Source organism: Sphingobacterium sp. UBA6320 (assembly GCF_002440335.1).
Lineage (GTDB): Bacteria > Bacteroidota > Bacteroidia > Sphingobacteriales > Sphingobacteriaceae > Sphingobacterium.
Genome location: NZ_DJTA01000028.1, coordinates 50,260 through 63,357 on the forward strand (window position 1 = coordinate 50,260; position 13,098 = coordinate 63,357).

General features: G+C 35.9%; 14 protein-coding genes. 7 read left to right on the forward strand and 7 right to left on the reverse strand.

Features of this window, described 5'->3' with window-relative positions; all coding sequences use genetic code 11:
• A partial coding sequence (locus B3P23_RS17060; protein WP_293928385.1) for a S9 family peptidase occupies positions 1 to 2,143 on the reverse strand: 2,143 nt, incomplete at its 3' end.
• A 167-nt stretch (positions 2,144 to 2,310) separates the two neighbouring features.
• On the opposite strand from B3P23_RS17060, the gene B3P23_RS17065 reads away from it, so the two are divergent.
• From B3P23_RS17065 to B3P23_RS17090, 6 genes are all read left to right on the forward strand, one after another.
• Positions 2,311 to 3,942, forward strand: a complete 1,632-nt coding sequence (locus tag B3P23_RS17065) for a S8 family serine peptidase (RefSeq protein WP_293928387.1) — start codon at positions 2,311 to 2,313, stop codon at positions 3,940 to 3,942.
• A gap of 72 nt (positions 3,943 to 4,014) precedes the next feature.
• Positions 4,015 to 4,197 (forward strand): hypothetical protein, encoded by a 183-nt coding sequence (locus B3P23_RS17070; RefSeq protein WP_094771510.1) that lies wholly within the window; start codon positions 4,015 to 4,017, stop codon positions 4,195 to 4,197.
• A 53-nt stretch (positions 4,198 to 4,250) separates the two neighbouring features.
• A complete protein-coding gene (nth, locus tag B3P23_RS17075) occupies positions 4,251 to 4,928 on the forward strand; it encodes an endonuclease III (RefSeq protein ID WP_094771511.1) in 678 nt (225 codons plus the stop codon).
• Positions 4,929 to 5,001: 73 nt separating this feature from the next.
• Entirely contained in the window at positions 5,002 to 6,021 is a 1,020-nt protein-coding gene (gene recA, locus B3P23_RS17080) for a recombinase RecA (protein ID WP_094771512.1), read from the forward strand.
• A 75-nt stretch (positions 6,022 to 6,096) separates the two neighbouring features.
• Complete coding sequence (locus tag B3P23_RS17085; RefSeq protein ID WP_293928394.1) at positions 6,097 to 6,870, forward strand: endonuclease/exonuclease/phosphatase family protein; 774 nt, start codon at positions 6,097 to 6,099, stop codon at positions 6,868 to 6,870.
• 6 nt (positions 6,871 to 6,876) lie between these two features.
• Entirely contained in the window at positions 6,877 to 8,058 is a 1,182-nt protein-coding gene (locus B3P23_RS17090; RefSeq protein WP_293928395.1) for a metallophosphoesterase family protein, read from the forward strand.
• 70 nt (positions 8,059 to 8,128) lie between these two features.
• Here B3P23_RS17090 and pruA read toward each other — a convergent pair whose 3' ends face one another.
• The 6 genes from pruA to B3P23_RS17120 all read right to left on the reverse strand — a co-directional run bounded on the left by pruA (position 8,129) and on the right by B3P23_RS17120 (position 12,335).
• Positions 8,129 to 9,766, reverse strand: coding sequence for an L-glutamate gamma-semialdehyde dehydrogenase (gene pruA, locus B3P23_RS17095; protein WP_045754618.1), 1,638 nt, complete (start codon positions 9,764 to 9,766; stop codon positions 8,129 to 8,131).
• Between the two features lie 97 nt (positions 9,767 to 9,863).
• Positions 9,864 to 10,529, reverse strand: coding sequence for a peptide-methionine (S)-S-oxide reductase MsrA (gene msrA, locus B3P23_RS17100; RefSeq protein ID WP_293928396.1), 666 nt, complete (start codon positions 10,527 to 10,529; stop codon positions 9,864 to 9,866).
• 74 nt (positions 10,530 to 10,603) lie between these two features.
• A complete protein-coding gene (locus B3P23_RS17105) occupies positions 10,604 to 11,212 on the reverse strand; it encodes a superoxide dismutase (RefSeq protein ID WP_293928397.1) in 609 nt (202 codons plus the stop codon).
• A gap of 97 nt (positions 11,213 to 11,309) precedes the next feature.
• Entirely contained in the window at positions 11,310 to 11,780 is a 471-nt protein-coding gene (locus B3P23_RS17110; protein ID WP_045754621.1) for a nucleoside deaminase, read from the reverse strand.
• Between the two features lies 1 nt (position 11,781).
• Positions 11,782 to 12,120, reverse strand: a complete 339-nt coding sequence (locus B3P23_RS17115; protein WP_045754622.1) for a tRNA-binding protein — start codon at positions 12,118 to 12,120, stop codon at positions 11,782 to 11,784.
• Positions 12,120 to 12,335 (reverse strand): hypothetical protein, encoded by a 216-nt coding sequence (locus B3P23_RS17120; RefSeq protein ID WP_045754623.1) that lies wholly within the window; start codon positions 12,333 to 12,335, stop codon positions 12,120 to 12,122. The genes B3P23_RS17115 and B3P23_RS17120 overlap by 1 nt, the downstream gene beginning before the upstream one ends.
• An 83-nt stretch (positions 12,336 to 12,418) precedes the next feature.
• On the opposite strand from B3P23_RS17120, the gene B3P23_RS17125 reads away from it, so the two are divergent.
• Entirely contained in the window at positions 12,419 to 13,009 is a 591-nt protein-coding gene (locus tag B3P23_RS17125; protein ID WP_045754624.1) for a porin family protein, read from the forward strand.
• Positions 13,010 to 13,098: the final 89 nt, after the last annotated feature.

Genomic DNA, 13,098 nt, shown 5'->3' on the forward strand with positions numbered 1-13,098 from the left:
ATTTATGGTTTAAACTATCCATATGCTCCAAGGCAAACAAAAATGCATAGTTAAGCGCAATATCCTTGAGATAATCAAATCGTCCTGATGCTCCCCCATGACCATATTCCATATCTGTTTTCAGCAATAATACATGATTATCGGTTTTCATCTTTCTCAACTTTGCTACCCATTTTGCTGGTTCAAAGTATTGCACTTGACTATCGTGTAACCCAGTAGTGACTAGCATGTTTGGATATTCTTTTTCTTCTATATTTTCATAGGGAGAATAGCTCTTCATATATTGATAAGCTTCTTTATCATTTGGATTTCCCCATTCATCGTATTCATTAGTCGTCAGGGGGATACCTTCATCGAGCATGGTGTTGACTACATCCACAAAAGGAACTTGTGCAATGATGCCATTCCAAAGTTGGGGTTCCATATTGGCCACAGCTCCCATCAAAAGTCCTCCGGCACTTCCTCCTTGGGCATAAAGGTGCCCTATGCTGGTCAATTTTTGATCAATCAAATAATGACCACAGGCAATAAAATCGGTAAATGTATTGATCTTATTCATCATTTTTCCTTCCTCATACCATTTCCGTCCCATTTCCTCTCCTCCGCGGATGTGAGCGATGGCATAGATAAAACCACGATCTAATAGGCTTAATCTAGCGCTGCTGAATGTCGGGTCAATGGCATATCCATAAGAACCATACGCATATAATAGTAACGGTGCTGAGCCATCTTTCTTGGTGCTATTTTTATAGACAAGTGAAATAGGAATACGTACACCATCTTTTGATATTGCATATAGGCGTTCTGTTGTATACGCACTTACATCATAACCTCCAACTACTTCTTGTTGCTTCAATAAGATTTTTTCCTTAGTTTCTAGATGATATTCATAGGTCGAGGAGGGTGTTACCAATGAAGTATAGCCGTAACGCAATTTATCGGTATGATATTCAACATTGGTACTTGGGTAGACAGTGTAGGCAACTTCTCCAAAATCAAGATAATGCTGCTCTTTGCTTGTCAAATGATGTACAGCAATATGAGATAACCCATCTTTTCGTTCGGAAATGACCAAATAGTTTTTGAATTCATCGACATCAGTTACCAGTACGTCTTCGCGGTGAGGAATAAATGTTGTCCACTGTGCTTTACTTGTATTTTCGAGTGGGCATTGCATAACTTTAAAATTTATGGCATCATCATTTGTCACGATCAGAAAACGGTCTTCTAAAGCCGTAACTTGATAAAGTACATCTTTTATGCGGGGTTGAAATACTTGAAAATCTCCATCTGGATGATCAGACTTTAGGTATAAAACCTCTGATGAAAGTGTTCCTTCTGATTGAATAAATATATATTCACCATTCTTGGATTTGCTGACACCGATGTAATTGGTATTATCTATTTCAGTGTATACAGTGACGTCATCATCTGTCTGGCTTCCCAATGTATGCCTCTTAATTTTTTCACTTAAGAGTGTCACCGGATTTTTTGATGTATAAAATAGCGTTTTATTATCCTTTGCCCAGATGGAACTCCCCGATGTTCTATGTAGTTCATCTTGATAGATCTCCCCTGTAATTAGATTTTTAATGTATATGGTATACTCTCTTCGTGATACAGTATCGACACCAAAAGACATCAGACTGTTGTCAGGGCTTATCGAGAATCCAGTAGCAGAATAATACGCATACCCCTCTGCCATGGCATCTATATCCAGCAGAATCTCTTCTCTGGCACCAGGCTGATCTTTTTTTCTACAAAACTTAAAATATTGCTTACCTTCTTCTGTACGAGTATAATAATAATATCCATTTTTAAGATATGGAACTGATTCATCTTTTTCCTGAATGCGCGCTTTCATCTCCTGAAACAGCTGCTTTTGCAATCCTGTAGTCGGTTCTAGCACTGCATCTGTATAATCATTCTCTTTTTTTAAATAGTCAATGACCAATTCTGCATCTGGTCCTTTCTTAAAAAAATCATTCATCCAATAATATTCATCGACTGTCTGATCATGATGAATATCTCTTATGTGCGGTTTGACCGGCGCTATAGGGGAGGATAACGACTCTTTTTTTGATTCTTTTGCTTCGGACTGTTCTGCTGAAACTGCTCCTATAATGCTATTTAAAATAATCATACCTAATATACTTTTACAGATGAGATAATCCTGAATAATTAAAAAAAATCAGAATTATATAAAAAGTAAAAATAAGGATGTATTCGCATTATTTAATAAAAATTAACATTTTAAGCCCCTTCCTAGCATTATATTTGCAGATCGTAATAAGATCAAAATATCAACAGATGAATTTAAGAAGATTACTTTATGTATTTGCTATAGGACTAATACCAGTTTTGGGATATACTCAAGATAATAAAAGCGTGCCTGAAAATTGGTTTAATTTAGATTATGAGAAAGATGGTGTTCTAGGCATCAGTACAGAGAGGACTTATGAAAGCCTTTTAAAAGGCAAAAAATCAACACCGGTTATTGTTGCGGTGCTGGATGGAGGGGTCGATGTCAATCATGAAGATCTGAAAAATGTGGTGTGGATCAATGTTAAGGATAGCTTATCTAATGGAATTGATAACGACAACAATGGATTTATCAATGATCGATATGGGTGGAATTTTATTGGTAATGCAAAAGGTGAAAATGTACAGTTCGATAATTTAGAGCTAACCAGATTAATTCGTAAGAATGCGCCGAAATATAGTGGGGTAACTGCCGCTACCGTATTAACGGACCAGGAGAAACGAGCTTACAATGCCTACCTGAAAATGGTCGAAACCTATAATGAAAAATTAGATGATGCAAAGTATGGCGCGATGAACTATGTCGCGCTTAAAGAGAATATAGATAATCTGGTAAAAGGTATCAACAAAGATAAGTCACAAATCACCACAGCAGATCTGGACAGCCTTAATCCTGCTGGCAATCGTCAAAAAATAGCAATTCGAATTGCTAAAGAAGAGATCGAAAAAGCTGGGGGATTTGCTAAATTTTATCAGGATTTAAAGGAAGGGGCTGATTATTTTGGTAATCAAATTGCTTATCATTTGAACAAAGATTATGATTCTCGTTCTATTGTTGGCGACAACTATGATGATACTAGTGAATATCACTATGGCAATCCAGATGTAACTGGACCCGATGCACTACACGGTACTCATGTTGCTGGTATCATTGCTGCCGATCGTACAAATAGTATTGGTATTAAAGGCGTGGCCGATAATGTCAAGATTTTATCCGTACGTCTTGTTCCTGATGGTGATGAACGTGATAAGGATGTTGCTAATGGTATTCGTTATGCGGTGGATAATGGTGCAAAAGTAATTAATATGAGTTTTGGCAAGAGCTATATATATAATAAAAAAACAGTTGATCAGGCTGTACAATACGCAATGTCAAAAGATGTTTTGCTCGTGCATGCTGCTGGTAATGATAGTGAGAATAATGATTTATCACCTAACTATCCCAATAAGTTTTTCACGGATAGTCTTGGCGCAATAACTGGAGTTGCTGATGCTTGGATCACCGTCGGTGCAACTGGTCCTCGTAAAGATGAGGAACTTCTAGCTAGTTTTTCTAATTACGGCAAGACGTCGGTGGATGTGTTTGCTCCTGGGCTATACATCAATTCGACTGCACCGCACTCGGAGTATAAAGAGGAACAAGGTACAAGTATGGCCGCTCCCGTTGTAGCGGGACTAGCTGCCATGCTGCGATCTTACTATCCACAATTAACGGCTTTGGAAACTAAAGAAATTATCATGAATTCTGTTACAAAACTAGAAGATACCGTACGTATTAAATTGGAAGATGGATCTTTTAAGACCGTAAATTTATCTGATATATCCCTTTCTGGTGGTATTGTAAATGCATATACGGCAGTGGAAAAAGCAAATGATTATATCACAAAAAAGAAAAAATAAAATATTGACATAATATTTGCATCTTGTTTTACGTTTTACTTATAAATTTAACGATAACAACAAGGATTGCGTATGGTCGAAAACTTTACAACTGAACATGAAGTTAAGAACATCGAAACAGAAGCAAAATTTTCTGATGAAGATGTGGAGCAACAATTAAAACTTCAGCTACCGAATATGATGATGAATCCAAGTGATTCATGCATTGAACATATTTTGAATTATTCAAAATCGGTAGTTACTAAAAAGGCTTAGTCGGGAGATTAAGCCTTTTTTATTTTTTAAAAACTTGACTATCTTTGGTAGATATGTTGAAAAAAGATAGATATAAAGCTTTTGTAGAATACTTTTCTAAAAATAGTCCAGATGCGCAAACAGAATTGAACTATAGTAATCCGTATGAATTATTAGTCGCTGTTATCTTATCTGCACAATGCACAGATAAACGAATCAATCTGGTGACACCTAAACTTTTTCAACAATTTCCCAATGCAGAAGCTTTAGCGAATAGTAGCGTGGATGAAGTATTTTCATATATCCGCTCGGTGAGCTATCCCAATAATAAAGCAAAACATTTGGTTGGCATGGCAAATATGCTTGTCAATGTTTTTGACTCTGTCGTCCCCGAAAAAATAGAGGATCTGATCAAACTGCCTGGTGTGGGCAGGAAAACAGCAAATGTAATCTCATCTGTTGTTTATAATAAACCTGCTATGGCTGTTGATACGCATGTGTTTCGCGTGAGCAACCGGCTCGGATTAACGAGCCGTGCTACGACACCTCTTGCAGTAGAGAAGCAATTGGTAAAATATCTACCTGAACATACTATAGCAATTGCTCACCATTGGTTAATTCTACATGGACGATACATTTGCTTGGCTCGAAAGCCCCAATGTGATAAATGCCCGATTACTTTTATGTGTAAATACTTTGAAAAGACGCATCAAGTAAAGGAAATCAAAGAAAGCATAACTGAAAAAATATAGACTAACTTTTTTAGTAAAAATATTTTGTGAATTAAAAACTATTGTGTACTTTTGAATCAACAATACTAAAAATATGAGCAACCCAGATAAATTAAAAGCGTTACAGCTTACATTAGATAAATTAGAAAAATCATATGGCAAAGGTGCCATTATGAAGTTAGGAGATGCAGCTGTTGATGCTATCGAATCCATCTCTACAGGTTCTTTAGGTCTTGATATTGCATTAGGTATCGGAGGTGTTCCTAAAGGTCGTATTATTGAAATATACGGTCCAGAATCTTCAGGTAAAACAACTCTAGCGACACATATCGTTGCTGAAGCTCAAAAAGCAGGTGGCATTGCTGCATTTATCGATGCGGAACATGCTTTTGATAAATACTATGCACAAAAATTAGGTGTTGACGTAGAAAATCTATTAATTGCCCAGCCTGATAATGGTGAACAAGCTTTAGAGATTGCAGATAACTTAATCCGTTCGGGAGCTATTGACATTATTGTAATTGACTCTGTTGCGGCTTTAGTACCAAAAGCGGAGATTGAAGGTGAAATGGGTGATTCAAAAATGGGTCTTCAGGCACGTTTGATGTCTCAAGCTTTACGTAAATTAACGGGTACGATTTCGAAAACAAACTGCTGTTGTATTTTTATTAACCAACTTCGTGAAAAAATCGGTGTTATGTTTGGTAATCCTGAAACAACGACTGGTGGTAACGCGTTGAAATTTTATGCATCTGTTCGTTTAGATATTCGTCGTACTTCTCAAATCAAAGATTCGGATGAAGTATCGGGTAATCGTGTGAAAGTAAAAATTGTTAAAAACAAAGTAGCTCCTCCGTTTCGTATTGCAGAATTTGATATCATGTTTGGAGAAGGTATTTCTAAAGTTGGTGAAATCATCGATCTAGGTGTTGAATATAATATCATCAAAAAAGCGGGTTCATGGTTTAGCTATGGAGAAACGAAATTAGGTCAAGGTCGTGATGCTGTAAAAAACTTATTGCATGATAATCCAGATCTAGCAGATGAGTTGGAAGCTAAGATCAGAGCGGAAGTTTCAGGTGTAGATCCTAATCTTGTTTTAGAAGAAGATTAATTTTATATTACATAAATAATTTAGGTATAGCCATTCCCAAAAGAATGGCTATATTTATTTTTAAAACCTTTGCCAATGAAAAATCATATTCTTTGTTATTTTATTCTTTCAATTTTATGTTGCAGTGCACTCGGACTTTCGGCACAACAATTAAAAATATTGACTTATAACATTCATCATGCCAATCCTCCCAGTGAGCATGCTAGCGTTACTAACCTAGATACCATCGCTTCCATTATCAAAAAAACAGATGCTGATCTAGTGGGCTTACAAGAAATCGATGTTAACTTGAACCGTTCCCAAAATACGGATCAAGCGAAAAAATTAGCCGAACTTACGGGCATGCACTACTTTTTCTCCAAAGGTATCAATCTTGATCATGGTGAATATGGAACTGTCATCCTCTCAAAATATCCTATTGTGAAAAGTGAACGTTTCGAACTTCCATCACCAATTGAAAGTGAAAAGAGAAGTTTAGGCATCATCCATATTAAATTAAATGGAAGGACAATCAAATTTGCGAATACACACCTTGATCTGAAAAAAGAAAATCGACTAGCACAAACGGCTTTTATCATCGATAAATTTAAAAATGATCAGGAACTTGTTATTTTAGTTGGAGATCTCAATGCACGACCTGAAGAGCAACCTATCCGCAACTTAGAAAAAGTATTTACACGAAGTGAAATCAAAAACGGATTTACAATACCTGAAGTAAATCCTGATCGTGAAATTGATTTTATCATGATAAATAAAGGAAATCAATTTAAATTTAAAAATCATCATGTTTTATCCGAAACCTACGCCAGTGATCACAGACCTGTGTATGTTGAAATTAATGCCCAATAATAGCTCATGAGTATCAACCGAAGAAAATTTTTAGAAGCCTTAACTATTGCAGGTATAACATTACCAAACATAAGCTTTGCAAATAAAAAAATTGAGGCTAGTAATAGCGTAAAATTTGATTTTATCGTCCCCGCATATTTACAGAATCAGATCAATAATAATATAAGCGTATTTTCGATTCTCAATAAACCTGCATTTGCTTGGCTAGAAATCTTAGATGACAACAATCAGATCAAGAGCAAAATATATCAAAGTGAAGATGGTATGTTGGAAGCAAATACTGACTTGTTTAAGTTTACCATAATTGATGCTCCAAGAAGATTTAAATATAGAATTGTAGCTAAGGAAGTTCTTAAATTTGAGGCTTATAAAATTGTTTATGGCGAGGAAATTAAATCGGATATTCTTTCTGCAAAATTAGCGAAAAAAGACCAAGATCAAATCAGTTGCTTGATATACAACGATGTTCATGAAACAAAGAATACATACAAAGATCTGGTGCCTAATCAAAATCTAGATAGATATGATTTTGCGATTCTTAATGGAGATTCTTTTCATTATGTAAGCAACCAAAATGATATCACCGAAAAACTGCTACAACCCTTTTCATTTTTTGAAACGAGTAAACCTTTTATCATGAATCGGGGAAATCATGAAACTAGAGGCTCATTTTCGCGTATTTTCAAGAAGTATTTCGGTTATCCCGAAAATAAATTTTATCAATCTTTCAAATTGGGACCTATTTATTGGATTCTACTAGACAGTGGAGAGGATAAGCCCGATACCCATGAAGTATATGGTGGGACTGTAGATTATGATCATTATCGCAAAGAACAGGCGGTTTGGTTAGAACAAGTATTGCAATCAAAAGAAAGAAAATCAGCTCAACATACGGTAGTGGTCAGCCACATTCCTATTTTCCACGCTGATGATTGGCACGGCACATTACATAACCGATCCACCTTTCATCTATTGTTTCAAAAATATAAAATTGATGTGATGATTACAGGTCATACACACCAATATGGTTATCACCCCCCTGACCAAGACCATAACTATACACTGTTTATTGGCGGTGGACCCAAGACAGGTGAAAGAACGGTGATCGATGTACATGGTGATAAAAGATCTCTGGACATAAAAATGATCAAAGATAATGGCGATATCGTGGGACATCTCAAAAAATAAAAATTCTATTTTATCATAAACAAGACAAGGCGTTTNNAAACGCCTTGTCTTGTTTATGAGTCCTACTCGATTATTCGCCTTCTTCTAAAAATGGATATTTGTAATTTGTATCCGGATTAAAGGTTTCTTTGATCGTACGTGGAGATACCCAACGTAATAGGTTGATCATAGAACCGGCTTTATCATTTGTACCTGAACCACGAGCTCCACCGAATGGCTGTTGACCTACTACAGCTCCAGTACATTTGTCATTGACATAGAAGTTACCAGCTGCATTGCGCAATGCATGTGTTGCTTGTGCTATTGCATAACGATCTTTTGCGATAACTGAACCTGTTAATGCATAGATAGATGTTTTATCAACAATTTCTAACGTCTCTTCCCATTTGTCATCTTCATAAACAAAAATAGTCAAAACTGGCCCGAATAATTCTTCTGACATGGTTTCATAATCTGACTTTTTAGCTAAGATAACTGTTGGTGAAACAAAATATCCTTTAGATTTGTCATATGTACCACCGATTACCACTTCTGCATCATCGGAAGCTTTAGCACGGTCAATATATTTGGCTAATTTATCAAATGATTTTTCGTCAATAACTGCATTGATAAAGTTTGTAAAATCTTCTGTTCCACCAATTTTGAATGAATTTACATCTGCTGTCATTGCATCTTTCAATGCCGGCCACATCGATGCTGGAACATATGCACGGGAAGCTGCCGAGCATTTCTGTCCTTGGTATTCAAATGCACCACGCACTAATGCTGTATTGGTAACTTGTAGATCTGCTGATGGATGTACCACGATAAAATCTTTACCACCTGTTTCACCAACTATTCTAGGGTATGTTTTATAACGGTGAATGTTTTCTCCAATTGTCTTCCAAATATCTTGGAAAACACCTGTAGAACCAGTAAAGTGAATACCTGCAAAATCTGGGTGTTTAAAGATTACCTCACCTGCATCAGGTCCTGATACATATACTAAGTTGATCACACCAGCTGGCAAACCTGCTTCGATAAAGATCTCCATCAACACTTGGGCAGAATAAATCTGTGCATTCGATGGTTTCCATACGACCACATTGCCCATCATAGCAACACATGATGGCAAGTTTCCTGCAATGGCTGTAAAATTAAAAGGTGTCAAAGCAAATACAAAGCCCTCTAATGGACGTTGTTCTAAACGATTCCATACTCCTTTTCCAGATACAGGGGGTTGTTGTGCATAGATTTCGGTCATGTACTGTACGTTGAAACGTAAAAAGTCAGTGAACTCACATGCCGAATCGATTTCTGCTTGATAAGGATTTTTTGATTGCGCCAACATCGTTGCTGCATTCAATTTGTAACGGTATTTTGTAGATGCTAATTCTGCTGCTTTCAAAAAGATAGCTGCACGATCTTCCCATGGTAAGTTTTCCCAATCGCTTTTAGCTGCTAAAGCTGCATTGATAGCGTCTGTTACATGATTTTTTGTACCTTGGTTATAGTGTCCTAAAAGGTGTTGGTGATCGTGTGGTGGGTTGATCGATACTTTATTTTCTGTACGTACTTCTTCTCCGCCAATATACATCGGAACGTCAATTTGCTTAGCACGGGCTTCATCGATAGCTGCTTTTAATAATTTACGTTCTTTAGTACCAACAGCATATGAGTAAACTGGCTCATTTGTGGGTGTAGGTACATTAAAAAATCCTTTTATCATAGTAATAATTTTATATTTTCAAAAACCTGAATTTCAATGAGTTTATCAAAATTCAGAATAAATTTACAAGATTTTAATCCGAGTTCCAATTATTCAATTAGTCTTTGGCCGTACTGGTAAAAATATGTTTAAACTTTTCCAATTTTGGTTTAATCACATATTGACAATAACGGTCATCTTGGTTATTTGCATAATAATCCTGATGATAATCTTCTGCTTTGTAGAATGTACTGTAAGGAACGACTTCTGTTACAATTGGACGCTCATAAAGATGTTCTTCTTTCATCTTCTGTAAGTAATAATTGACTTTTGATAATTGTTGTTTATCATGAACAAATATGGCTGAACGATATTGAGTTCCTACATCATTTCCTTGTCTATTTAGCTGTGTTGGATCATGGGCTATAAAAAACGCTTCCAATAAGGTGTCAAACTTAATTTTCTGAGGATCATATAAGACATTGACAGCTTCGGCATGTCCAGTTGTTCCTGTACTTACCTGGACATAAGTCGGGTTATTTGTTTTTCCTCCGGTATATCCCGAAATCACTTGTTGTACTCCTTCCAGTGTTTTGAATTGTGCCTCTACACACCAAAAACAACCTGCTGCAAAAGTAGCGGTATCCAGTTTTCCGGACTGCATATCGGGTAAGTGGTCAAAAGATAGTGCTTGATTTTTTGTAGCGGAGGGCTGGCATGATGACCATAAGCTGCAAATCGCAAATAATGCAAAAAGATGGATGTAACGATTACTGATATTCATACGTTTACAAATTAAAAAAGCGGTAAAATGTGATCATTTTACCGCCTTATATGTTTTATACAAAAGCTAAAAAATTATTTAGCCGCAGCATAATTTTTTGCTACTGCATCCCAGTTAATCACATTGAAAATTTCTTCTAAGTAAGCTGGGCGTTTATTTTGAAATTTTAAATAATATGCATGTTCCCAAACATCAATTCCTAAAATAGGTGTACCTTTTACTTCAGCAACGTCCATCAATGGATTATCTTGATTTGGAGTAGAAGTAACTTGTAATTTACCTTCAGCATTGACAATTAACCAAGACCAGCCAGATCCAAAACGAGTAGCACCAGCATTTTGCAATTGTGTTTTCAATTCTGAAAAAGAACCGAAAGTTTCATTGATAGCTGTTGCTAATTCACCTGCAGGTTCACCGCCAGCATTTGGACCTAATACTGTCCAGAATAATTTGTGATTATAATGTCCACCACCGTTATTACGAACTGCTGCAGGGTATTTACTAATATTTTTAATGATATCTTCTAAAGACAAGTTTTCTGCTTCTGTGCCAGCAATTGCTTTATTTAAGTTATCTACATATGCTTGATGATGTCTATCATGGTGGATTTCCATAGTAGCTTTATCAATATGTGGTTCTAATGCGTCTGACGCGTATGGTAACGCTTCTAATACAAATGCCATAATTATTTATTTTTGTGTTTATTTAAAAGATTGTTATATGCAAATATAACGTTTAATATAGTTTTATGTTTCGTTTTGGGATGAAATAATCTGATGTTTAGTAGCGTTTTTGACGAAAAAATGATTTAACCAGCTCTGCACATTCTTCACCAAGCTTTCCTGATTCAACAATAGTTTTGGGATGCAAAATTTTATCATGAAATTGCGAGTAGCCTCTTTTGTCGTCCTTCGCTCCAAACACAATTCTTGTTATATGTGTCCAATATGCAGCACCAGCGCACATAACACAGGGCTCTACAGTTACATAAAGTGTACAATCTACTAAATACTTGCCTCCTAAATGATTTGCTGCTGCAGTAAATGCCTGCATCTCTGCATGGGCGGTTACATCATTAAGACGTTGTGTCAAATTGTGACCTCTTCCTATTATATTTCCTTTATGAACGATAACAGCACCAATCGGAACCTCCCCCTCTGCCATTGCTATGTGTGCTTCTTTCAATGCTTGTTTCATAAAAAAATCATCTGCATTGTCTACAGAAGTTCCTTCAAAATCGATATATCGCATATTACATTAATCTAGCGCCATTGGGCACTTTCTTTTCTACTGTTGTTAAAATGATATTTCCATCCTCATCAGCAAATCCTGTTACTAAACATTCTGAATAGAAGTTTGCTATTTGTTTTTTTGGAAAATTAACAACTGCTACTACTTGTCTTCCAATTAATTCATCTTTACTATAATGTACGGTTATTTGGGCACTACTTTGTTTAACACCTATTGTTGAACCAAAATCAATGGTCAATTGATAGGCTGGTTTTCGAGCTTTCGGAAAATCTGCTACGGTAAGGATTGTACCTACACGTAAATCAACTTTTTCAAAATCACTCCAAGATATTTCTTCCATTATAAACGATTACTTTCAATATTACTTAATGACTTGGATAGCGTAAATATAATATATTCTCGATCTCTGTTGAGACGAATCATCAGGTGCTTAATCAGTTTTTCTTCATCTCCCTCTTCAAAGGATAAATCTGCATCATGGAGATGATTATATTTTCTTTTTATTTTTTCTTTCGCTATATTCCAATCAGATGTTGTTATTTTGAGCCTTGTCATTTTTTAGGTATAAAATTTGCTTATATTTTTGAAACTTGATGAAAGTTTAGTTAAAGATACAATTTATATAGAAAATAACAGTTATGAAGAAAATTTTACCTGCATTACTATTAATTTGCGGAAGTGTTGCTACTGCTAATGCACAATTGTTGCCTGGATTTGAAATTGGTTTAAAGGGTGCCTTAAACTTTTCTAAATTTAAAAGTGATGGTAAGTATTTCAATTCAGACAACAAAGCTGGATATCAGGCGGGTCTGTATGGACGTGTCGGTGTATTAGGTTTCCATGTACAACCTGAGATTTACATTACTGGCAAAAACACCACTGTCTCAACAGATGGCGGGGAAACAACAGATGTAAAATTTACTTCGGTTGATATCCCTGTGCTATTGGGAAAACGTTTTGGTTTAGGACCCATTGGTGCAAGGATCCAAACTGGACCTATATTTTCTTTTAAGGTTGATGATAAACAAGATAAAATAATTGCTAATCTGGATCCAAATAGTTATAAAAAAACAAATACGGCATGGGCTTTTGGTGTTGGTGCTGATGTTTCTAGTTTACGTGTGGATCTACGTTATGAAATGGGATTGAATAAAGTCAACGATAGTCAAGCAAATCCAAAAATCAACATGTGGAGTATTGGTCTAGGTTATCGTTTATTTAGTCTATAGACTTTTAAAAAACAATTTATAAGGGGCTCGCTATCATAATTAGCGGGCCTTTTTTGCAAAAGATTTAGAATAGTTCTAAATTACTTCTT